Raw genomic sequence first — 20,793 nt, 5'->3', positions numbered from 1 at the left:
CAGAGGGAAGATCTTACAGGCGAAGAAAATGATGAGATTTACCCGGTTTTATCTCCGGTGAGACCGTTACACTGCTGCACGACCGACTCACTAGAGGGAGAATTCGCATGCTGAGCAACCTGACCGGATGGCATTTCCTAATTATTCTCGTCGTGATCCTGCTCTTGTTCGGCGCACCGAAACTGCCGGGGCTCGCCCGCAGCCTCGGTCAGTCCATGAAGATTTTCAAGAGCGAGATCACCCCGGAACGCACCGACGACGGCACACCGGTTAGTTCGGCCGACAGCGCTCGCGTCGACAGTGCTCGCGCTGACAGTCCTCGCGCCGATCCGAGCGGCACGCCGAACCCGAAAGCCTAGGCAATCGTGGTGGTGGAGGGCGTGCGTACCGCGCCCGCCAAGAAAAAGATGTCGCTTGGGCAGCACCTGCTTGAACTGCGCAAGCGACTCTTTCTCGCCGCTGCGGGCATCCTCGTCGGTGCCATTGCCGGCTGGCTGCTTTCCGGCTTCGTCTGGGATGGTCTGCGCGAGCCGATCTACGCGATCGTGCGTGCTCAAAACCGCAACGCCCAGATCAATTACCCAGATATCACGAGCGCCTTTGACCTTAAACTACGCATCTCCTTCTACGTTGGACTGATCGTCTCGAGCCCGATGTGGCTCTATCAGATCTTTGCTTTTCTGATGCCCGGCCTGACACGCAAAGAGAAGCAGTACACCTTCGGGTTCTTTTTTTCGGCCGTACCGCTGTTTCTGATCGGGTGCGCGTCCGGCTGGTATGTGCTGCCGCACGTGGTTGAACTCATGACGAGTTTTGCGCCCCAGCAGGATGCCGCGCTGATTAACGCGGGAAACTACTTCGACTTCGTGCTCAAACTGATGATCGCCATCGGGATCGCGTTTGTACTGCCGGTATTTATTGTGTTGTTGAACTTTGCCGGGGTGGTCAGTGCCAGCTCTATTATCAAATCCTGGCGTCTGGCCATCCTGGTGATCGTTTTATTCACGGCCATTGCGACGCCGGCGGCCGACGTCGTGTCCATGTTCCTGCTCGCCGTGCCGATGGTGGTGCTCTATTTCGCCGCGTACGGAATTGCAGTGCTGCACGACCGCCGGGTCGCCCGCCGGGTGCCGCGAGTCGGCGCGGACGGCTTGCTGCTCTAACCGGCACTCGGTCCGACTCGGTGATGCCACCGAAACTGCACCCGGGTTCGGCGCGCTCAAAACAAATTCGGCACGGGCCCATGCACAAAAGTGAGGATTTTTCTTATCGTTTGATTACAGTTTTTGTCCACCCTCACACGAAATTGATTTGCGAGGGTACGTTACCGATGTTACTGAGGCACACCCGGCACGTTCACTTACCGTCAGGAGAACCAGGATGTTTGATCAGGGATTTATTACCAATGCCATCAATCGCAGCGCGGAGAATTCTTCGGATCGCCGAAACTTCCTTCGTGCGGCGGGCGTGGCTGGCTTCGGTGTCGGAGCAGCGGTGCTCGCTACCGGTGGCCCGGCAATGGCTGTCGACTCCGGCGGCCCGGCAGAGGCACCGAGCGACGCGGCCATTTTGAATTTTGCCCTCAACCTCGAATACCTCGAGGCCGAGTTCTACCTGCGGGCAACGACCGGCCGCGGGCTGCCCGACAGCATGACGACGGGAGCGGGCACGCGCGGCGGTGTGACCGGCGGCCGTATGGTGCACTTCAAGACCGCAATAATCAAGAAGTACGCTGATGAAATCGCCGCCGACGAGAAGGCCCACGTGGCTTTCCTGCGTTCCGCCCTGGGCAGCGCGAAGGTGTCTCGCCCGAAGATCAACCTCGACGCGAGCTTCACGGCTGCTGCCCTGGCGGCCGGCTTGGTCAAGCCGGGCCAGAAATTCGACGTGTACGCCAACGAGGCGAACTTCCTCTTTGGGGCGTTCATCTTCGAGGATGTCGGAGTCACCGCGTATAAGGGCGCCGCGCCGCTGATCACGAACAAGACATTCCTCGAAGCGGCCGCCGGGATTCTCGCGGTCGAGGCGTATCACGCCGGTGTCATCCGCAGCACGCTGTACGCGCTCGGCATCGCACTTCCCTCGGTGTACACGACCGCGCAGGCGATCTCCGATTTGCGCGACGCTGTCGATGGCCCGACGGATCTTGATCAGGGCATTGGCAACGCGTCGAAGGCGAACCTGGTTCCGACTGACGCCAACGGCCTGGTCTACAGCCGCAGTGCCGCCCAGGTGCTCAACATCGCCTACCTCAATGCGGCGCCGGTGAAGTCGGGCGGGTTCTTCCCGGCCGGTGTGAACGGTGTCATCAACACCAGTGGCGCCAACGGCTAGGGAACACCGGCGTCACCTGGCGCGGGAGTAACGTCGCTGCGCGGGAGTTGTACCTCCCGCGCGGAGGCGCAGCTCCCGCACTCCGCCGGGCGGGGGAGTGCGGGTCACACCCGAACTTCCCCGCCGCGGCGTAACCCCCGCGTATGGAGGTCCTGCCCGGCTCTTCTGCCCGGCTCTCCTGCGTGGCAGCACCTGAGCCCGGTGTGGTGCCTGCCCCCGAATATACGGGGTGGGCGCCGGATTGGTGGCGGAGCGCATGTTTCAGCCTTTGCCCAGCGGGTCACCCCGAGACAGACACCGAAATTTCGTGCAGTCCGGTGGCACCGTTGGGGGCGACATCGGCCGTGGCCGAGGTTTGCACGAGTCCGGCGGCATCCGTTGCCCGTACCGAGACGGTGTGGTCGCCGGCGCTCGCGTTGTCCCAGGTGTAGGCCCACTGTCGCCAGGTGTCGACCGAGATCGCGTCGGCGAGAGTGGCGTCCTGCCACGGGCCGTCATCGATCTGCACGGCGACCGCGCTGATCCCCACCTGCTGCGACCAGGCCACACCGGCAATGACGATCGACTCGGCGGATACCGAGGTTCCCTGGTGGGGCACATCGATGCGGGAGGAGAGCTTGACCGGTCCTTGGGCTGACCAACCGCGCGGAGTCCAGTAGCCCTGCTCCTGGTCAAACCGGGTGAGTTTGAGTTCGACGACCCATTTCGTCGCCGAGACGTAGCCGTACAGGCCGGGCACGACCATGCGCACCGGATAGCCGTGTTCGAGGGGGAGCGGTTCGCCGTTCATACCGACGGCGAGGATGGCGTTGCGGCCGTCGGTGAGCGCCTCGATCGGCGTGCCGGCGGTGAAGCCGTCCTGGCTGGTCGAGAGCACCATATCGGCATCGCGCGTGGGTTTCGCCCTTGCGAGCAGCTTGCGGATCGGGTAGCCCAGCCAGGTGGCGTTGCCGATCAGGTCGCCGCCGACGTAGTTCGACACGCAGGCCAGGGTGGTCGTGCTTTCTTCAAGCGGCAGGGCGAGCAGCTCGGCGAAGTCGATCTCGACCTCATTCTCGACCATGCCGGTGATCTTCAGTCGCCAGGTGGTCGGGTCGATGCGCGGCACGCTCAGGGCGGTATCGATGCGGTAAAAGTCGGCGTTCGGAGTGATCAGCGGGGTGATTCCGGCCACGTCGAGGCTCGCCCCGGCCGGAATGGCGGCGGCGCGAACGGATGGCCGAGGCAGCGTGAACAGCGCGCGCGCGGCATCCGCTGCCCGGGTGGCCGCGGCACTGAACTGTCCGCCGGCCAAGGCGAGCACGCCGATGCCCGCGGTGATTCCGGTATAGACGAGGAAGCGGCGACGGTCGGGGCCACTCCCTCCGGGGCGTGCCGGTACCTGGTCCGGTGGCGATGCCGTCGCGGCGTGCCCGGTGCGGCGATCGACCGGCAGCCTGGTCGTGAGAACGGTCAGCGCGATCGCCGCGACACCCATGGCAACGACGGCTGGGACTGCGTCGAGGGTCGAGGCGCTCGAACGGGACAGCGCCGCGAACAGGGCGATTGCGCCGATGACGACCACCAGCAGGCGGCCGAATGGTGGGCGCCGACTTTCGACAATGCCAGCGAGGCCGGCGGCCAGGAGCAGCACGAACACGATGGTCACGATCAGCACGATCTTGTCGGCTGTGCCGAACAGGCCGATAACGAGGTCTTTGACGGCGGCCGGAACGATGTCGATGACGAGGGCGCCGACCGTCAGTACCGGGCTCGCGCCCGGGGCGATCCAGGCCGCGGTCAGCTCGGCCACGCCGAGGCCGGCCAGGGCTGCGGCTACACCGGCGGCTGCCGGGCGCCAGAGTGCCTGCGCAGGGTGTGGCGTAGCAATCGCAGCGGTGTCAGGAGAGACGTAGACCATGTTGCCAGATTAGAACGGGCGGCTGTGATTACCCGCCGGTCGGCGGCCCCGGCGGGTTTCGTCAGACATCCGTCACATCTTGCGGCTCGGCGCGGTGGCTGATCCGGCAAATTGCCCCGGCCATCGAAACGGTCACCAAACTGGCCATCGAGAGTGCATAACTCCTGCAATTTGCAGGCGATGCCCCGCCCCGCCTCGACTTTTCGCGTCAAGACTTCAGGCGGCCGGTAAATTGCAGGAGTTATGCGCCAGGCCGGGCCGGTGGTCGACGAAATGGGACAGATGACGAGATCGGTAGCCAAAAAGTCGAGGGCAAGGTGCGAAGTAGTGCAGTCTTGAGGGACTATGTCTTTGCTTGCGCGCCTCGAAAATGAAACCGACCCCGACGTTCTCTTCGAGGCGTTCGAAGCCTGGGCGACCGAACAGGGGCTTTCCTTGTACCCGGCGCAGGAGGAAGCGGTCATCGAGATTGTCTCGGGGGCGAACCTCATCCTGAGCACACCAACCGGAACCGGCAAATCGCTCGTGGCCGTCGGAGCCCATTTCGCGGCGCTCTCGGCCGGTAAACGCAGCTTCTATACAGCGCCCATCAAGGCCCTCGTGAGTGAGAAGTTCTTCTCGCTGGTCGAGACCTTCGGGGCTGAGAACGTCGGCATGATGACCGGCGACTCGAGCGTCAACGCCGATGCCCCGATCATCTGCTGCACTGCCGAGATTCTCGCCAACCTCGCGCTGCGAAACGGCGAAGACACCGAGGTCGACCTCGTCGTGATGGATGAATTCCATTTCTACGGCGACCCGGAGCGCGGCTGGGCCTGGCAGGTTCCCCTGCTGCTGTTGCCGCGGGTGCAGTTCATTCTCATGTCAGCCACACTCGGCGACGTGAAATTCATCAGCGATGACCTGACCCGGCGTACCGGTCGGGCCACCGCAGTTGTCACCGGGGTCGAGCGCCCGGTTCCGCTCAGCTATTACTACGAGCAGACCCCGGTACACGAAACGGTCGAAGAACTGCTGCACACCGATAAAGCGCCGGTCTATATCGTGCACTTCTCCCAGGCGGCCGCCCTCGAACGCGCTCAGGCCCTCGCGAGCGCGAAGGTGGCCTCCCGGGAGCAGCGTGACGTTATTGCCGAGTTGATCGGCGAGTTTCGGTTCACCACCAGTTTCGGCAAAACCCTGTCCCGGCTCATCCGCATGGGAATCGGCGTGCACCATGCCGGCATGCTGCCGAAATACCGCCGCCTGGTGGAGCAGCTCGCCCAGCGCGGCTACCTGCGGGTAATCTGCGGCACTGACACCCTCGGCGTCGGCATCAACGTTCCCATTCGCACCGTGCTGTTCACGGCCCTCACCAAGTACGACGGCGTGAAAATGCGTCAGGTGAACGTGCGCGAGTTCCACCAGATTGCGGGCCGGGCCGGGCGGGCCGGCTACGACACTGCCGGCACCGTGGTGATTCAGGCGCCCGAGCACGAGAGTGACAATCTCAAGGCCATCGAGAAGGCCGGTGATGACCCGAAAAAGAAGCGCAAAATCGTGCGCAAGAAGGCGCCGGACGGCTTCGTGTCTTGGGGTGAACCCAGCTTTCGCCGACTCGTCGACGCCGAACCCGAAACCCTCTCGTCGAGCATGCAGATGACCGCGGCGATGCTCATCAACGTGATCGGACGCGGCGGCGATGCCTTCGCCCACGTGCACTCCCTCGTCTTCGACAACCACGAGCCGTGGAAGCGCCAGTTGGTGTTGGCCAGGCGGGCTCTCGGCATTTACAAGACCCTGCGCGAAGCCGGAATCGTAGAGCAGAGCGCGAGCGGCAGCATCCGTTTGACCGTCGACCTGCAGGCGAACTTTGCGCTGAACCAGCCGCTGTCGCCGTTTGCGCTGGCCGCCTTCGAGCTGCTCGACCCCGAAGCGCCCACCTACTCGCTCGACATGATTTCGATTCTGGAGTCGACCCTCGATGACCCGCGGCCGGTGCTTATGGGGCAGCAATTTGCCGCCCGCGGTGAGGCCGTGAATGCGATGAAGCGTGAGGGCATCGAATACGACGAGCGGATGGCGCTGCTCGAGGAGATCACGCACCCCAAGCCACTCGAAGAATTGCTGAACTACACCTTCGACACCTATAAGGCTTCCCAACCGTGGATCGCCGACTTCGAACTGAAGCCCAAATCCGTCGTGCGCGATATGTACGAGCGGGCCATGTCGTTTGGCGAGTTCATCGCGTTCTACAAGCTCGCCCGCAGCGAGGGCGTCGTGCTGCGCTACCTGTCGGACGCGTATCGGGCTGCCCGGCAGACCATTCCCGACGAGGCGAAGAACGAAGACCTGCTCGACCTGATCGAATGGCTCGGGGAGCTCGTCCGCCAGGTGGACTCGAGCCTGCTCGACGAGTGGGAAGAATTGCTGCACCCCGATCTCGCCGCGCACGAAGCGGAAGCCCACACGATTCTGCCCCCGCCACCGCGTCGACTCAGTACCAACGTACGAGCTTTTCGTATCCTGGTGCGCAACGAGCTGTTCCGCCGGGTGCAGCTCGCTGCGCTGGAGCACTACGACGAGCTGGGTGAACTCGACCGGGAGCACGGCTACTCCACCGATGTCTGGGCCGAGGCGATGGACGGCTACTTCGCCGAGCACGATGAGGTACTCACCGGCGGTAACGCGCGCAGTTCTGAGCTGCTCATTATCGAGGAGGGCGCAAAGGAGTGGACCGTGCGCCAGATTATCGACGACCCGGCCGGTGACCACGACTGGGGGATCAGCGCGAGCGTGAACCTCGCCGACTCCGATGACCTCGGCGCGGCGGTCGTGCGCGTGACCGGTGTCAATCGGTTGTAGCGCTGAGCGCCCGTCGAGATCGCGGCGCTACACGCCGGGTGCGTGGAGCGGGGCAGAGGCGTCGGCGGCCCACTCATTGAGGGAGCCGTCGTAGATGGAGACGTGCTCGTTGCCGGCGCGGATAAGAGCGAGGGCGCTGGCCGCTGCAGCGATGCCGCCACCGCAGTAGGTCACCAGGTGGCCCGATGCTCCATTTGCGGACGCCGCCACGGCTGGGGCGAGCGTTGCCTTGAGCCGGTCGCCGCGGAGGAACACATTCGTGGTGGGGTCGACGAGTGTGCCGGCCGGCAGGCTGATACTGCCCGGGATGTGTCCGACCCGCGGGCGTGACCCGGCCGTGCCGGCGAATTCCGCCGGCGGCGCGGAGCAGACGAGTGCGGCATCCATTGTGCCGGCGACGATCGACTCGACGAAGCTCTTGTCGACCCACAGCTCGGGACGCGGCGTTGCCGTGAAGCCATCGACGACCCGCGGTCGCGTGCCGCCGGTGGCGAACGGGCGGGTCTCGGCGTGCCACTTGGTGAGACCGCCATCGAGCACGGCGACATCGTCGTAGCCGAAGGCGCGGAACAGCCACCAGATGCGGGCAGCCCACTGTCCCACCACGGCGTCGTAGACGACGACCGTCGTACTGTTGTCGATGCCGACGGATGCCGCCGCCACCTCAAACAGATCGGCGCTCGGCCGGGAGAAATCGAATGCACCCGCCGGGTCGGAAAAGACATCGAAGAGGTCCGCGAACACGGCTCCGGGAATGTGCCCCTTGGTGAGATAGTCGTCCCGCCCACTGAGGTAGCGCGGCCCGGAATCTGAAGGTGCGAGCGCGAGCACTGTGGCGTCGAGAATGACGAGGTGGTCAGAGCCGAGGTGGTCGGCCAGCCACTGCGTGGAGACGATGGGAGACGAGGGAACGGGAGAACTCATGGACCAAGGCTAGCGGGGGCCGCCGACACGGGGCGGAATCGTGGCCGGGGCGAGTCATCCGGCGACATACGGCTACCGGGTCGTGGTCCAGTCCAGGTTGATGATCTGCTTGATGTAAATGTTCTCGCCGAGCCCGGGCACCGAGGGGTTCATGGTCAGCATCAGCTGTACCGGGATATTGAATCGTTGGGCGATGTCAAAGAAAGCGTCGCCCTCGACGACCGTGTAGGTGAGCAGGGCTCCCGCACCGTCAGCAGTTGTTGTGCCGCGGGCGCCCGGTGTGCTGCCCTGGTCAGCGGCGGGTCCCTGCGGCAGGGGCACGGGCTCCGCGTTGGGAACGAGGTCGGGCACCGTGGGGTTGGGAATGAGCGCCGGCTCCTCGGTGGGAACCGGCGTCGGTGTCGGCGTGGGACTCGGGGTGGGCGTCGGGGTCACGCTCGGCCTGATCGTGACGGTGACGGCCGGAGCAGGTTCGCCGGCACAGCCAGAAACCACCACGAGCAGGACAGCGGCAACGATGATGCCCCACGGGCGACGTACGAGTGAGCTGCGAATGGTTCAACCCTTCCTGATGAGACGCGCTGTGACCTTGTCTATGCACGCATTCAGCCAGCTTAGGGTGCACGAGTGGCAGCACCACTGCGTCGACTACCCCCGTTCGGGGTGGTGCGCTCAGCTGCGCTGACATTGCCCGCGAGCCGCCTTCGCAGGTTTCCGCGCAGAGACCGGTCAGCCCGGCGAGTACGGCACCGGGCGTTTCGTGGCCGAGACCGGTCGACCCCAGACCTCACAAGTGCGCAGCTGATGCGCCCCAACTCATTGAGACGCCGGCCCGGCGAGAACGGGAGCGAGGCGATTGTGAACGTGATGGTCGACACGTAGGGGTTGACGGCGGTGGAACCGATCGCGGCCGAGTAGTTGGAGCGGTAGGTGTCGGCCGGGACGTTCAGGTCGAAGGTCGGGGCGAGGGTGAAGGTGCCCTTGCCGAGAGTCGTGGTGTAGACCAGCGACTGGGCGACATTGCTGATGGTGACGGCCCCGACAGTCGGTGCCGCGTCGGATCCGGTGCCGGCGGTGATGGTGCCCGGCGTGATCACGAGGTTGGAGGCCGGCAGGGTGCGGGCGAATACCCACAAAACAAAAAACAGGCCGTCTCCCCGGGGGGAGACGGCCTGTTGACTACTGCGTGCGCCTAGTGCGTGCGGAAGCGCTGCACTATCGGGCAGTCGAAGGGGTCTCTCGCCGCCAGACCGACCTTGTTGAGGTAGGCGATGACGATGCCATAGCTCTCAAACACTCCGGTTTCGGTGTATTTCACGTCGTGGGAGAGACAGTATTCTTTGGCGATCTCCTGAGCCTTACGCAGGTGCGGGCGGGCCATGTTCGGAAACAGGTGGTGCTCGATCTGGTAGTTGAGACCGCCCATGTAGTGGTCAATGAAGGTGCCGCCGCGAATGTTGCGGCTGGTGAGCACCTGACGACGAAGAAAATCCACCCGGCTTTCAGCCGGAAGCTGCGGCATGCCCTTGTGATTAGGCGCGAAGGTTGCGCCCATGTAGACCCCGAAGACCGCCATTTGCACGCCCACAAATGCGAAGGCCATACCGAGCGGCAGGAAATAAAAGATCACGGCAAGGTACAGAGCGAGGCGCGTGACGAGCATCGTGATCTCGACCCAGCGCTCGTTGACCTTGTTCTTACCGAAGACGGTCTTGAAGCCCTGGACATGCAGGTTGATGCCTTCAAACATCAGCAGTGGGAAGAAGAAGTAGCCCTGCTTACGGGTGATGATGGCACCGAGTCGGCTGACTTTTTTGGCGTCTTCCTCACGAAAAACGATGAAGTCTGGTTCGATGTCAGGGTCCTTGCCGACGACGTTCGGCTGGGCGTGGTGACGACTGTGCTTTGTCATCCACCAGGCGTAGCTGATACCGACGAACAGGTTGGCGAGAACCCGGCCGGCTCGATCGTTGGCTTTGCCGGAGGTAAACACGGCACGGTGTGAGGCTTCATGGGCCAGGAAGGCGAATTGGGTAAAGATGAGGCCCAGCGCCGCGGCAATGATCAATTGGTACCAGGTGTCGCCAAGCAACACGAAACCAACGGCAGCGCCGAGGGTGGCAGCAACGAGAGTGGAGAAGACCAGCCAGTAGAAGCCGGTGCGTCGGCCAAGAAGACCGAGATTGCGCACGGTGTGCAGAAGGGCCGAGTATTCTGTTGTGGGATTTTTCGTATCTCCACCCGGCCGGGTCCTGATGATGCGGACCGAGGGTGCGGCTAGTGCTTCCGACATAAGGCCTTCCTGAGTCTAAGATTCTCAGCGTTCGGGACTTCTCAGCCGAAAAGTGAGCGGTTACTCGTGGAGCAGATAGCCGTCAGTCTACGTTCGCGAACTCCCCGTTCGCTCGCAATTCACACGTTTTTCTCAGTCATTATATGCCGAAAATGGAATGTATTTGACCGATCTATCGCCAACTTGGCATCCAAATGTGGAGTTGCCAAAACGCGAACGAAGTCTGCATTCCGGTCCATACCGGGAAGAAGAAAGCCGTGACCAGCAGCGTGACTCCAAGACCGACGGCCACCGCGGTAACGGTGCCGGCCCGCGGTTGGGGGTCATATTCCGGAACCTGCGAATGTGCTGAGTGCCTGCGTCGTGGTCGGGCCTGGTCGGGTATTCGCTGGAGGAGTAACCCGATGACAAAGGTAAGACCGAGCAGTAGGTATGGCTCGAAGGTGATCGTGTAGAACTGAAAGACCGTGCGGTTCAGATACATGAGCCACGGCAGATAGCCGGCCACCACGCCCATCAGAATGTAGCCGACCCGCCATTCGCGATATCGGGCGAGTCGGTAGACGAGATAGAACAGGGCCGCCGTGGCGGCCCACCAGATCAGCGGGTTGCCCACAGAGGTGATGGCCTCAGAGCAGCTCTGAAACTGGCAGCCGAATTCGGCCGCGTCGGAGCCGCGGTAGTACATGCTGGTCGGTCGAATCATGAAAAGCCAGGTCAATGGGTTCGCCTGGTACGGATGCGGTGTGGCCAGCCCCACATGGTAGGTATAGGCAGCAGCCTGATAGTGCCAAAAGCTTTGGAGCGTGTGCGGCACCCACGCCAATGGTCCGGTCCAGGCAGCCCCCACCCCGTCCGCCCAGTCGCGATAGTAGCCGCCACGTGTGACAAACCAGCCGGTCCAGGACAAGAGAAACGTGGCGCCGGCGATGGGAACGAGCAGGAGAAAGGTGGCGGGGGCCTGTTTGAGGATGGCAGCACTGAGCCAGAATGAGACGCCGTTTCGACGCCGGGCCAGGGCATCGACGACGACGAGGTAGATGCCGAACGCGGCAAGAAAATACAGGCCGGACCACTTCACCGAACTGGTCAGTCCAAAGGCGAGGCCAGCGGCGAGCAACCACGGTCGCCACCACAGCGCCGGACCCCAGCCGGGGTCGGTTTGACCCGCGAGCCGGGTCGCGAGATGCGTCGCATGCCACTGACGGTCCATCAACACGGCGCCAAAACCCAGCAGGGCGAAGAACATCACGAAATTATCGAGTAACGCCACGCGGCTCATGACGATGGCATGCCCATCGATGGCGAGCAGAAAACCGGCGATCAGGGCGAGCAGTCGTGACTGAAACAGTTTTTGCGCCACGAGCATGATGAGCACGACAGCGAGTACCCCCACCAGGACAGTCGACAGTCGCCAGCCCCAGGGGTTGCCAGGGCCAAGTAAATTCATGCCGAGTGCGATCAGCCACTTGCCGAGCGGCGGATGCACCACGAAGGACGGCTCCGACGTGTAGATGTCGGTCTGCCCGGCTTCAAACAGCGGGTTGGCGTCGGTCGGCCACGTGGATTCGTAGCCGTTGTTGAACAGGCTCCAGGCGTCCTTCACATAGAAGGTCTCGTCGAACACGAGCGCCTGAGGACGGCCGAGGTTCCACAAACGCAACGCGGCGGCCAGCAGTACTACAGCGAGGTAGCTGCCCCAGCGAACCCATCGACTAGTAGCGAGCACGTCACCATCGTACAGAGCGAGCGAAGAACGAATGTTCGGCTGTTGCTGCGAGAATTGCAGCATGATCATCCTTGCCGCCACCCCGATCGGAAATCTCGGCGACGCTTCCCGGCGCCTTATCGAAACCCTGAGTACCATCACCATCGTGGCGGCCGAAGACACCCGCGTCACCGTCCATCTGCTGAAAGCCCTCGGAATTGAGAACAGGCCCAAGCTCATCGCCCTGCACGACCACAACGAACGCGGCAAGGCAGCCGAACTCGTCGAACTGGCGCGCGATGTCGACATTTTGGTGCTCAGCGACGCCGGTATGCCCACCGTTTCCGATCCTGGCTTTCACTTAGTGGATGCCGCGGTCGCGGCTGGCGTTTTGGTCACGGCCCTGCCTGGACCCTCTGCTGTACTGACCGCCTTGGCCGTCTCGGGGCTTCCGACGGACCGATTCACCTTTGAGGGGTTTTTGCCGCGGAAGCACGGCGAGCGGGTCAAACTGCTGCGTGACCTCGCTGCCGAGCGTCGCACCATGGTGTTCTTTGAATCGCCCAACCGTCTTGCCGACTCCCTGACCGATCTGGCCGCAACCCTCGGCCCCGACCGCCGGGTCGTGGTCTGCCGGGAATTGACCAAGTTCTTCGAAGAGGTCAAGCGTGGCACGGCGAGTGAACTGGCCGAGTGGGCGGCTGCGGGCGTGCGCGGCGAAATCTGCATCGTCGTCGCGGGCGCCGAAGTGCGGGTACTGGACCTGGCCATGGGTGTTGCCGAGGTTCTCGACCTGGTGGCCGGCGGCATCCGTTTGAAAGACGCTGCAGCCGACGTGTCGGCCGCCAGCGGGCTCGGCAAGCGAGAACTTTACGAGCACGCCCTGCAGGCCAAGACTGGCGCGCCGCTGCCGAAACCCGACCGTTCGGCCTTTCCTCTGGGCTGATCCGACAACTCCGGGCGTAACCGGGCCAGACCCGCAAGCACTCGCCGCATAAGATGAACGCATGTCCGCAGGCTCTTTTTACATCACCACGCCCATTTTCTACGTGAATGATGTGCCGCACATCGGGCACGCCTACACCGAAGTCGCCGCCGACGTGCTCGCGCGCTGGCACCGGCAGTCGGGTCGAGACGCCTGGCTCCTCACCGGAACCGACGAGCACGGCCAGAAGATTCTGCGCACCGCCACCGCCAACGGCGTCACGCCGAAGGAATGGGCCGACCGTTTGGTGGAGACCGCGTGGAAGCCGCTGCTTCAGACCGTCAACATTGCGAACGACGACTTCATTCGCACGACCGATGAACGCCATGAGGTGAACGCGCAGAAGTTTCTGCAGCACCTGCACGACGAGGGCCATATCTACACCGGCGAGTACGAGGGCTACTACTGCGTCGGCTGCGAGGAATACAAGCAGACCAGTGACCTGGTCGATGGTACCGGCGAGTACACCGGACAGCTCGTCTGCGCGATCCACTCCAAACCGGTCGAACTGCTGCATGAGAAGAACTACTTCTTCAAGATGAGTGCTTTTGCCGACCGGCTGCTTGCACTCTACGAAGAGAATCCCAACTTTGTGCAACCGGAAGCGGCCCGCAATGAGGTTCTAGCGTTCGTCAAGCGCGGGCTCTCCGACCTGTCGATCTCCCGGTCGAGCTTTGACTGGGGCATCAAGGTGCCGTGGGACGAGTCGCACGTCGTCTATGTCTGGTTCGACGCGTTGCTAAACTACATCACCGCAGCCGGCTACGGCCAGAACGATGAGGAGTTCGCCAGCCGGTGGCCCGCCACCCACATCGTCGGCAAAGACATTCTGCGCTTTCACGCCGTAATCTGGCCGGCCATGCTCATGGCCGCCGGCATCGAGGTGCCTAAACAGGTCTTCGGGCACGGCTGGCTGCTGGTCGGCGGCGAGAAGATGAGCAAGTCCAAGCTGACCGGCATCGCCCCGAGCCAGATCACCGACACGTTCGGGTCCGACGCGTTTCGCTACTACTTCATGCGCGCGATCAGCTTCGGCCAGGACGGTTCGTTCAGCTGGGAGGATCTCTCGGCCCGGTACCAGTCCGAGCTGGCCAACGGCTTCGGCAACCTCGCCTCCCGCGTGATCGCCATGGTCGTGCGCTACTGTGACGGCGTCGTGCCCGCCGCTGGCGAGCTTTCGGCCGCCGACCTCGCGATCCAGGCCACCGAAAAGCGGGTGACGGATGCCGCTGGAGCCTTCATCGAGACCCTCGCCATCCACGACGCCCTGGCCAGCGTGTGGGAACTCGTCGACGAGCTCAACGGCTACATCACCCTGCAGGAGCCGTGGGCGCTTGCCAAGAACCCTGAAACGCGGGCGCGGCTGGAAACAGTGCTGCACACCGCCGTGCGCGGTCTCGGTACCCTCGCCGTGCTGCTTTCGCCGGTTATTCCCATCGCCACCGCCAAACTGTGGACCGCTCTCGGCGGCGACGGTGCCCTCGCCGACCAGCGCGTCGACCGGGCCTGGGACTGGGCAGGCGGAGCTCAGGTGAGCCCGCTCGAACCGCTGTTCCCGCGCATCGAATCGATCGTGGAGCCGACCGATGGCTAGCGACTCTCTTGCCGGGCTGGACGGAGGCGTCGACGGCTACGGCAGCGCCATTCGCCGCCGCGAGAACACCGCGCGCCGCGACCTGAGCTACCCACCCCTGCCGGAGCCGCTCACGGTACCCGTCTACGACAACCACACTCATCTCGAGATCGCCGACGGCGAGCATCCGCTTGACTATCGGGAACAGCTCGACCGGGCTTCGAGCGTTGGCGTGCGCGGCGTGATCCAGGTCGGCGGCGACGTCGAAACCTCACGCTGGTCGGCCGCGGCCGCCCTGATCGAGCCGCGCATGCTCGCCGCCGTTGCGATCCATCCCAACGAGGCGCCTGCTCTTGACGAAGCCGGCACCCTCGATGACGCTATCGCCGCGATCGACGCACTCGCCGGGCAGCCGCGCGTGGTCGCCGTCGGCGAGACCGGACTCGACTTCTTTCGTACTCCCGAAGCGGGCCGTGCCGCCCAGTTTCGCTCCTTTGAAGCTCATATTCGCATCGCCAAGGAGCACAACCTCGCGCTGCAGATTCACGACCGTGATGCCCACGAGGCCGTGATTGAAACGCTGCTCAAGGTCGGCGCCCCCGAACGAACCGTCTTTCACTGCTTCTCTGGCGACGCGGACATGGCCCGAATCTGTGCCGCGCAGGGCTGGTACATGTCCTTTGCCGGTAACGTCACGTTTAAAAACGCCGACAACCTGCGGGCCGCCCTGTCGGCCGCCCCGCGCAACCTGCTGCTGGTCGAAACGGATGCCCCGTTCCTCACCCCGCTGCCCTACCGCGGCCGCCCCAACGCGCCGTACCTGCTGCCCAACACGCTGCGCGGCATGGCCGCTCATCTCGAAACGGATGTCTCCCTGCTCTCTGCTCAAATCACCGCCAATACCCAGCTGGTCTACGGTCGCTGGGACGCGGAGCCCGTCACCGCGGCCCACGATGTTCAGCGCCCCGACCAAGCCCCGCGCGGAGGTCTTGCATGACCGACGCAACCGCTGACGCGGCGAAACCCGTCAAAACCCTTCTCGGCCCGGCCGAGATTCGCGACCTCGCCGAGATGCTCGGCGTCAATCCGACCAAGAAGCTCGGCCAGAACTTCGTTATCGACGGCAATACCGTGCGGCGCATCGTGAAGGTCGCCGCCGTGGCACCCGGTGATACCGTCGTCGAGGTCGGCCCCGGACTCGGTTCGCTCACGCTCGGCATGCTCGAGGTCGGCGCGAGCGTCGTCGCCGTCGAAATCGACGACCGTCTGGCCGAGCAGTTGCCATTGACTGTCGAACTCATGCAGCCGGGGGCGGAGCTCACTGTCATTCGCGCCGACGCCCTGAAGATCACCGAGCTGCCCGGCGACCCCACCCGGCTCGTGGCCAACCTGCCGTACAACGTCTCGGTACCGGTGCTGCTCTATCTGCTCGAACACTTCGCGTCGATCCGCGCCGGTGTCGTCATGGTGCAGGCCGAGGTCGGCGAACGTCTCGCCGCCCCGCCCGGCAACAAGATCTATGGAAGCCCGAGCGTCAAAGCCGCCTGGTATGGCTCCTTCCGCACCGCCGGCAAGGTAAGCCGGCAGGTATTCTGGCCGGTTCCCAACGTTGATTCGATCCTGATCGCCTTCGAACGTCGCACAAAACCGCTGGAATCCGAAGAACTGCGCCTCAAGACCTTCGCGCTCGTCGACGCGGCTTTTCAGCAGCGCCGCAAGATGCTGCGGCAATCCTTGTCGGTCATTCTCGGGGACTCGGCGGCGGCATCCGCTGTGATGAGCGCGGCGGGTATCGACCCGACGACGCGGGGGGAGCAGCTCACCGTTCATGACTTTCTCGCCATCGCCCGGGTCTGGCCCGAGAACTAGAAATCACTTCTATTTTTCTGGTGCAGTGTTTTCCAAGAGGCAGCGGACATCCGTCTCGCCGGCGCGCCAAAGTCCGGCTTAGGCCAACGACATTGCGCCGGCGCAGGCAGCACTGCAGGAGTGGCTGGTACTCGCCGCGTCGATAGCAGCGAAGCGGCTGGGCTAAGTTAAAAGCATGATGACGACCGCCGGCACCTCCGTTGTGCATGCACGGGCCCCCGGCAAAGTCAACGTTTTCCTCAAGGTCGGCGCCGTAATGGAAGACGGTTACCATGACCTCGCGACCGCCTACCAGGCCGTTTCGCTGTTCGAAGAGGTTAGGGCCAGCCCGGCCACCGACTTCTCCGTACAGTTCAGCGGCAGCATCGATACCTCCGGTCTCGCCATCGACGGCACCAACCTGGCCATCAAGGCAGCTCGGGCCCTCGCCCGCAAGGCCGGCTACCGCGGAGGCGTGCATCTCGACGTCGAAAAGAACGTTCCGATCGCCGGCGGTATGGGCGGTGGTTCGGCCGACGCCGCAGCTACCCTGCTCGCCTGCGACGCCCTCTGGGGCACCAGCGCCACCAAAGACGAACTTCTCGCCATTGCCGCCACTCTCGGGGCCGACGTACCGTTCTCGTTCACCGGCGGCACCGCCATCGGTACCGGCCGCGGCGACCAGCTCAGCCCGGCTCTGGCCAAGGGCAAATTTCAATGGGTACTTGCCCTCGCCGACTTCGGAATGTCGACGCCCGGGGTCTACCAGGAGCTCGACCGGCACCGCGACCGCCACGCCCAGGACATCTTTCCGGCCCAGCATCAACCCAGTGTCGACACGAGCGTGCTGCAGGCCCTGCGCGCCGGTGACCCGCACATGCTCGCCGACGTGCTGCACAACGACCTTCAGGCTCCAGCGCTGCACCTCGCCCCGGGCCTCGGCAAGGTGCTTCAGCTCGGTGAAGAAAACGGCGCCCTCGCCGGCATCCTCTCTGGTTCTGGCCCGACCGTGGCTTTTTTGGTAACGGATGCCGACAGCGCTCTCGAATTGCAGGTCGCGCTCTCCGCCTCGCGCCTGCGCGTAGTACGGGCCACCGGCCCCGTGCACGGTGCCCGCCTCATCAGCGACTAGTCCCCTCCCGGCATAACTCCTGCAATCTGCCGGACGGCTGCGAAATGCCCGCGTCGTTCCGGGGAAGCCACGCAGCACGTGGGCGAATTGCAGGAGTTATGCTCGCTGATCCGGGGGCTGCGACCGTACCGTAAACTTGGAGGCTATGGCACATCTTCTCGGGGCTGAGTCCCTGCACCTCGAATTTCCTACCCGCGTCATCTTTGACAGCGTCACCGCCGGCCTGAACGAAGGCGACCGCATCGGCGTCGTCGGCAAGAACGGCGACGGCAAGTCCACTCTCATGCGCCTCTTGGCCGGCCGGATGGAACCCGACGAGGGCCGGGTCACCCGGCGTCGCGGTGTCACCATCGGCATGCTTGACCAGTCCGATGACCTCGCCTCTGGCCAGACCGTCGGCCACACCATCGTCGGCGGCATCGAAGAACACGTTTGGGCGGGCGACGCCAAGGTACGCGACGTCATCGGCGGCCTGGTGCGTGACATTCCGTGGGACGCCCTCGTTGACGACCTCTCCGGTGGCCAACGTCGCCGGGTGGCCCTCGCTGCCGTACTCATCGGCGACTACGACGTCATCTTTCTTGACGAGCCCACCAACCACCTCGACGTGGAGGGCATCTCCTGGCTCGCCGGTCACCTCAAGACCCGCTGGGCCGCCCAGAGCGGCGGACTGGTGGTCGTCACCCACGACCGGTGGTTCCTCGACGAGGTCTGCAACATCACCTGGGAGGTGCACGACCGCCTGATCGAACCCTTCGAGGGGGGCTACGCCGCCTACATCCTGCAGCGGGTGGAGCGCGACCGCATGAGTTCCGTGGTCGAATCCAAGCGCCAGAACCTCATGAAGAAGGAACTGGCCTGGCTGCGCCGCGGCGCCCCGGCGCGTACGGCGAAGCCCAAATTCCGCATCGATGCGGCGAACGTGCTGATCGAGAATGAGCCGCCGCCCCGCGACACCGTCTCGATGCAGTCCATGGCCATGCAGCGCCTCGGCAAGGACGTCGTCGACCTCATCGACATTGGCGTGAAGTTCGGTGACAAGACTGTGCTAAACGACATCACCTGGCGCATCGCGCCGGGGGAGCGCACCGGCATCATGGGCGTCAACGGTGCCGGCAAGTCCACGCTGCTCAACCTGGTCGCCGGTACCCTGCAGCCTACGACCGGCCACGTGAAGCGCGGCAAGACCATCAAGGTCGCCGTGCTCACCCAGCAGCTGTTCGAACTCGACGAGATTCGCAATGACCGCGTCAGCGACGTCATCGGCCGGCAGAAGACCAGCTACATGGCCGGCGGCAAGGAGATCACGCCGGGCCAGATGCTCGAACGCATGGGCTTTCTCAGCGCCCAGCTCACCACCCAGGTCAAGGACCTCTCCGGTGGTCAGAAGCGTCGCCTGCAGCTGCTGTTGATCGTGCTCGACGAGCCCAACGTTCTCATCCTCGATGAGCCCACCAACGACCTCGACACCGACATGCTCGCCGCCATGGAAGACCTGCTCGACTCCTTCCCCGGCACCCTTCTCGTTGTCTCGCACGACCGATACCTGATCGAGCGCGTCACCGACAACCAGTACGCGGTCATGGATGGCGGCTTTCGTCACCTGCCCGGCGGGGTAGACCAGTATCTCGAGGTGCGTCGCAAGGCTGTCGCCGGCCCGGCTTCCGGAACGCCCGCGGATGCCGGCGGCGCGACCAAAAAGATCCCTACTCTTGGCGGTGCGGAACTGCGCAATGCCCAGAAGGAGCTCGGTTCGATCGACCGCAAGGTGGTTAAACTGCAGGAGCGTATCGCTCTCAAGCACGAGAAGCTCGCCGCGCATGACCAGTCCGACTTTGCCGGTCTCGGCGCGCTCGGCGTGAAGTTGAGCGAACTTGAAGAGACCGTCGCCGCTCTCGAAACCCGCTGGGTCGAACTTACCGAGCTGATCGAAGGCTGACGGCGCAGAAGCTGTGACGCAGTGTGTCGGTGCGGGCCACGCGTCGCAGCTTCGGCACGTATCGTTAAGGGGTGCCTACGCAGTCGCGGCACTCCGCTCCCGTGTAGGCACACCCCCTCTCGTTTCACCGGTGGTGTCTGCCTGCCCGGTATCAGCCGACGCGTTCGTTGATTCGTCGGCTGGGGCATCCGCTTGGAGAGTACCCGAGTCATACGAAACCCAGATCGTCCGAAGGAATCATCGTGAAAAAACCCGTGAATAAGAAAAGCCTGCTCGCCGCGCTCGCCGTTATCCCGCTCGTCGCGCTGCTGGCCGGCTGTGCCGGAACATCCGACGGGCCCGCAACGGGTACCGACGGTGACGCGATCAAGATCGGCGTCGTCGGTGCCAGCGACCCGTACTGGGCGGTTTACACCGAGGCCGCCGCGGCCGAGGGTATTGAGATCGAGATCGTCAACTTCGCACAGTACCCACAGGGGAACCCGGCCCTCGCCGCCGGTGAGGTCGACCTCAACCAGTTCCAGCACATCGCCTACCTCGCCGAGTACAACGAGGCGAGCAGTGAAAACCTGGCCCCGATCGGCGCCACAGCCATCTACCCGATCGCCCTGTACTCCTCCGAGTACAGCAACGTCGACGACATCGTCACGGGCGACACCGTCGCCGTGCCCGACGACGACAGCAACCAGGCCCGCGCCCTCGTGCTACTGCAGTCCAACGGACTCATCGAGCTGACTGACGGCGGCACGATCTACTCCGGCCTCGATGACATCGACGAGGAGGCCTCAAAGGTCAAGGTCACGGCCCTCGAGGCGTCGCTCACGTTGGCCTCGCTGCCCGACGTTGCTGCCGCAGTCATCAACAATGACTTCGCCGAGAAGGGCGGGCTCAAGTTCGAGGACGCCATCGCCACCGACGACGCGACCGACCCGAAAGCCCTGCCTTACGCGAACATCTTCGTCTCCCGCGACGAAGACAAGAACAACGAGACGTTCCAGAAGCTCGTAGAGATCTTCCAGAACAGCCAGGATGTGCAAGACGGCGTGTTCGCGGTGTCCGGCGACACCGCTGTGATGCTGACCACCCCGGTGGCCGATCTTGAAGAGTCCTTGGCCGGCATTCAGGCCGAGATCAAGGCCGCCCAGTAAGCATCCGATTCACGAACAGCGCAGCTGCGGGGAGCGCCAGCCGTGGACTGCGCTGTTGTGTTCAGCGGCAATAGACGAAGTGAGCGAGGCAAAACGGATGGCTCGAGTCAGCTCGAAGAGACCATCGCCACGCTCGAAAGCCGCTGGGTCGAACTTACCGGGCTG

Annotated in this window: 17 protein-coding genes; 11 read left to right on the top strand and 6 right to left on the bottom strand. The window is 63.9% G+C overall.

The annotated features are described in order from the left end of the window. Positions 1-107 precede the first annotated feature (107 nt). The 3 genes from tatA to E3T51_RS02945 all read left to right on the top strand — a co-directional run bounded on the left by tatA (position 108) and on the right by E3T51_RS02945 (position 2,334). The gene (tatA, locus tag E3T51_RS02955; protein ID WP_134527299.1) at positions 108-359 is read left to right on the top strand and encodes a twin-arginine translocase TatA/TatE family subunit; all 252 of its coding nucleotides are present in this window, start codon (positions 108-110) and stop codon (positions 357-359) included. Between the two features lie 48 nt (positions 360-407). Further along, positions 408-1,163 carry a twin-arginine translocase subunit TatC gene (gene tatC, locus E3T51_RS02950; protein WP_104193207.1) on the top strand — a complete coding sequence of 252 codons (756 nt, stop codon included), beginning with the start codon at positions 408-410 and terminating at the stop codon, positions 1,161-1,163. A gap of 217 nt (positions 1,164-1,380) precedes the next feature. After that, the gene (locus tag E3T51_RS02945; protein ID WP_134527296.1) at positions 1,381-2,334 is read left to right on the top strand and encodes a ferritin-like domain-containing protein; all 954 of its coding nucleotides are present in this window, start codon (positions 1,381-1,383) and stop codon (positions 2,332-2,334) included. Positions 2,335-2,614: 280 nt separating this feature from the next. Here the strand turns inward: E3T51_RS02945 and E3T51_RS02940 are convergent, their stop codons facing one another. Beyond that, the gene (locus E3T51_RS02940; RefSeq protein WP_134527293.1) at positions 2,615-4,234 is read right to left on the bottom strand and encodes a molybdopterin-dependent oxidoreductase; all 1,620 of its coding nucleotides are present in this window, start codon (positions 4,232-4,234) and stop codon (positions 2,615-2,617) included. 345 nt (positions 4,235-4,579) lie between these two features. On the opposite strand from E3T51_RS02940, the gene E3T51_RS02935 reads away from it, so the two are divergent. After that, positions 4,580-7,078 (top strand): DEAD/DEAH box helicase, encoded by a 2,499-nt coding sequence (locus E3T51_RS02935; protein ID WP_134527290.1) that lies wholly within the window; start codon positions 4,580-4,582, stop codon positions 7,076-7,078. A 27-nt stretch (positions 7,079-7,105) separates the two neighbouring features. On the opposite strand, the gene E3T51_RS02930 is transcribed toward E3T51_RS02935, so the two are convergent. The 5 genes from E3T51_RS02930 to E3T51_RS02910 all read right to left on the bottom strand — a co-directional run bounded on the left by E3T51_RS02930 (position 7,106) and on the right by E3T51_RS02910 (position 12,087). Continuing rightward, positions 7,106-8,002, bottom strand: coding sequence for a sulfurtransferase (locus E3T51_RS02930; RefSeq protein WP_134527287.1), 897 nt, complete (start codon positions 8,000-8,002; stop codon positions 7,106-7,108). Positions 8,003-8,074: 72 nt separating this feature from the next. Beyond that, positions 8,075-8,437, bottom strand: coding sequence for a LysM peptidoglycan-binding domain-containing protein (locus E3T51_RS02925; RefSeq protein ID WP_166806365.1), 363 nt, complete (start codon positions 8,435-8,437; stop codon positions 8,075-8,077). Positions 8,438-8,616: 179 nt separating this feature from the next. Continuing rightward, entirely contained in the window at positions 8,617-9,138 is a 522-nt protein-coding gene (locus E3T51_RS02920) for a hypothetical protein (RefSeq protein WP_134527281.1), read from the bottom strand. A gap of 56 nt (positions 9,139-9,194) precedes the next feature. Next, the gene (locus E3T51_RS02915) at positions 9,195-10,295 is read right to left on the bottom strand and encodes a fatty acid desaturase family protein (RefSeq protein WP_134527278.1); all 1,101 of its coding nucleotides are present in this window, start codon (positions 10,293-10,295) and stop codon (positions 9,195-9,197) included. A gap of 172 nt (positions 10,296-10,467) precedes the next feature. Next, complete coding sequence (locus tag E3T51_RS02910; protein ID WP_241989140.1) at positions 10,468-12,087, bottom strand: dolichyl-phosphate-mannose--protein mannosyltransferase; 1,620 nt, start codon at positions 12,085-12,087, stop codon at positions 10,468-10,470. On the opposite strand from E3T51_RS02910, the gene rsmI reads away from it, so the two are divergent. The 7 genes from rsmI to E3T51_RS02875 all read left to right on the top strand — a co-directional run bounded on the left by rsmI (position 12,086) and on the right by E3T51_RS02875 (position 20,628). Beyond that, positions 12,086-12,949, top strand: coding sequence for a 16S rRNA (cytidine(1402)-2'-O)-methyltransferase (gene rsmI, locus E3T51_RS02905; RefSeq protein WP_134527272.1), 864 nt, complete (start codon positions 12,086-12,088; stop codon positions 12,947-12,949). The genes E3T51_RS02910 and rsmI overlap by 2 nt on opposite strands. A gap of 61 nt (positions 12,950-13,010) precedes the next feature. After that, a complete protein-coding gene (gene metG, locus E3T51_RS02900) occupies positions 13,011-14,582 on the top strand; it encodes a methionine--tRNA ligase (protein ID WP_104193072.1) in 1,572 nt (523 codons plus the stop codon). Continuing rightward, positions 14,575-15,558 (top strand): TatD family hydrolase, encoded by a 984-nt coding sequence (locus E3T51_RS02895; protein WP_134527269.1) that lies wholly within the window; start codon positions 14,575-14,577, stop codon positions 15,556-15,558. The genes metG and E3T51_RS02895 overlap by 8 nt, the downstream gene beginning before the upstream one ends. Further along, on the top strand, positions 15,555-16,430 hold the full coding sequence (gene rsmA, locus E3T51_RS02890) for a 16S rRNA (adenine(1518)-N(6)/adenine(1519)-N(6))-dimethyltransferase RsmA (protein ID WP_104193070.1): 876 nt from the start codon (positions 15,555-15,557) through the stop codon (positions 16,428-16,430). Before E3T51_RS02895 ends, rsmA begins: the two co-directional genes overlap by 4 nt. 178 nt (positions 16,431-16,608) lie before the next feature. Next, complete coding sequence (locus E3T51_RS02885) at positions 16,609-17,541, top strand: 4-(cytidine 5'-diphospho)-2-C-methyl-D-erythritol kinase (RefSeq protein WP_104193206.1); 933 nt, start codon at positions 16,609-16,611, stop codon at positions 17,539-17,541. Positions 17,542-17,686: 145 nt separating this feature from the next. Further along, positions 17,687-19,480 carry an ABC-F family ATP-binding cassette domain-containing protein gene (locus E3T51_RS02880; protein ID WP_104193069.1) on the top strand — a complete coding sequence of 598 codons (1,794 nt, stop codon included), beginning with the start codon at positions 17,687-17,689 and terminating at the stop codon, positions 19,478-19,480. 242 nt (positions 19,481-19,722) lie between these two features. Beyond that, positions 19,723-20,628, top strand: a complete 906-nt coding sequence (locus E3T51_RS02875) for a MetQ/NlpA family ABC transporter substrate-binding protein (protein WP_241989139.1) — start codon at positions 19,723-19,725, stop codon at positions 20,626-20,628. The last annotated feature ends 165 nt before the right edge of the window (positions 20,629-20,793 follow it).

It is taken from the genome of Cryobacterium serini (assembly GCF_004404025.1).
Classification (GTDB): Bacteria; Actinomycetota; Actinomycetes; order Actinomycetales; family Microbacteriaceae; genus Cryobacterium; species Cryobacterium serini.
Note: the sequence above shows the minus strand (reverse complement) of the source record. Positions and strands in the feature narration are given on the sequence as shown.

Coding starts and splice junctions, on each gene's coding strand:
- E3T51_RS02935 (WP_134527290.1), top strand. CDS start 4,580: ATGTCTTTGCTTGCGCGCCTCGAAAATGAAACCGACCCCGACGTTCTC.
- E3T51_RS02945 (WP_134527296.1), top strand. CDS start 1,381: ATGTTTGATCAGGGATTTATTACCAATGCCATCAATCGCAGCGCGGAG.
- E3T51_RS02915 (WP_134527278.1), bottom strand. CDS start 10,295: ATGTCGGAAGCACTAGCCGCACCCTCGGTCCGCATCATCAGGACCCGG.
- E3T51_RS02895 (WP_134527269.1), top strand. CDS start 14,575: ATGGCTAGCGACTCTCTTGCCGGGCTGGACGGAGGCGTCGACGGCTAC.
- E3T51_RS02885 (WP_104193206.1), top strand. CDS start 16,609: ATGACGACCGCCGGCACCTCCGTTGTGCATGCACGGGCCCCCGGCAAA.
- tatA (WP_134527299.1), top strand. CDS start 108: ATGCTGAGCAACCTGACCGGATGGCATTTCCTAATTATTCTCGTCGTG.
- E3T51_RS02930 (WP_134527287.1), bottom strand. CDS start 8,002: ATGAGTTCTCCCGTTCCCTCGTCTCCCATCGTCTCCACGCAGTGGCTG.
- metG (WP_104193072.1), top strand. CDS start 13,011: ATGTCCGCAGGCTCTTTTTACATCACCACGCCCATTTTCTACGTGAAT.
- E3T51_RS02940 (WP_134527293.1), bottom strand. CDS start 4,234: ATGGTCTACGTCTCTCCTGACACCGCTGCGATTGCTACGCCACACCCT.
- tatC (WP_104193207.1), top strand. CDS start 408: ATGTCGCTTGGGCAGCACCTGCTTGAACTGCGCAAGCGACTCTTTCTC.
- E3T51_RS02880 (WP_104193069.1), top strand. CDS start 17,687: ATGGCACATCTTCTCGGGGCTGAGTCCCTGCACCTCGAATTTCCTACC.
- rsmI (WP_134527272.1), top strand. CDS start 12,086: ATGATCATCCTTGCCGCCACCCCGATCGGAAATCTCGGCGACGCTTCC.
- E3T51_RS02910 (WP_241989140.1), bottom strand. CDS start 12,087: ATGCTGCAATTCTCGCAGCAACAGCCGAACATTCGTTCTTCGCTCGCT.
- rsmA (WP_104193070.1), top strand. CDS start 15,555: ATGACCGACGCAACCGCTGACGCGGCGAAACCCGTCAAAACCCTTCTC.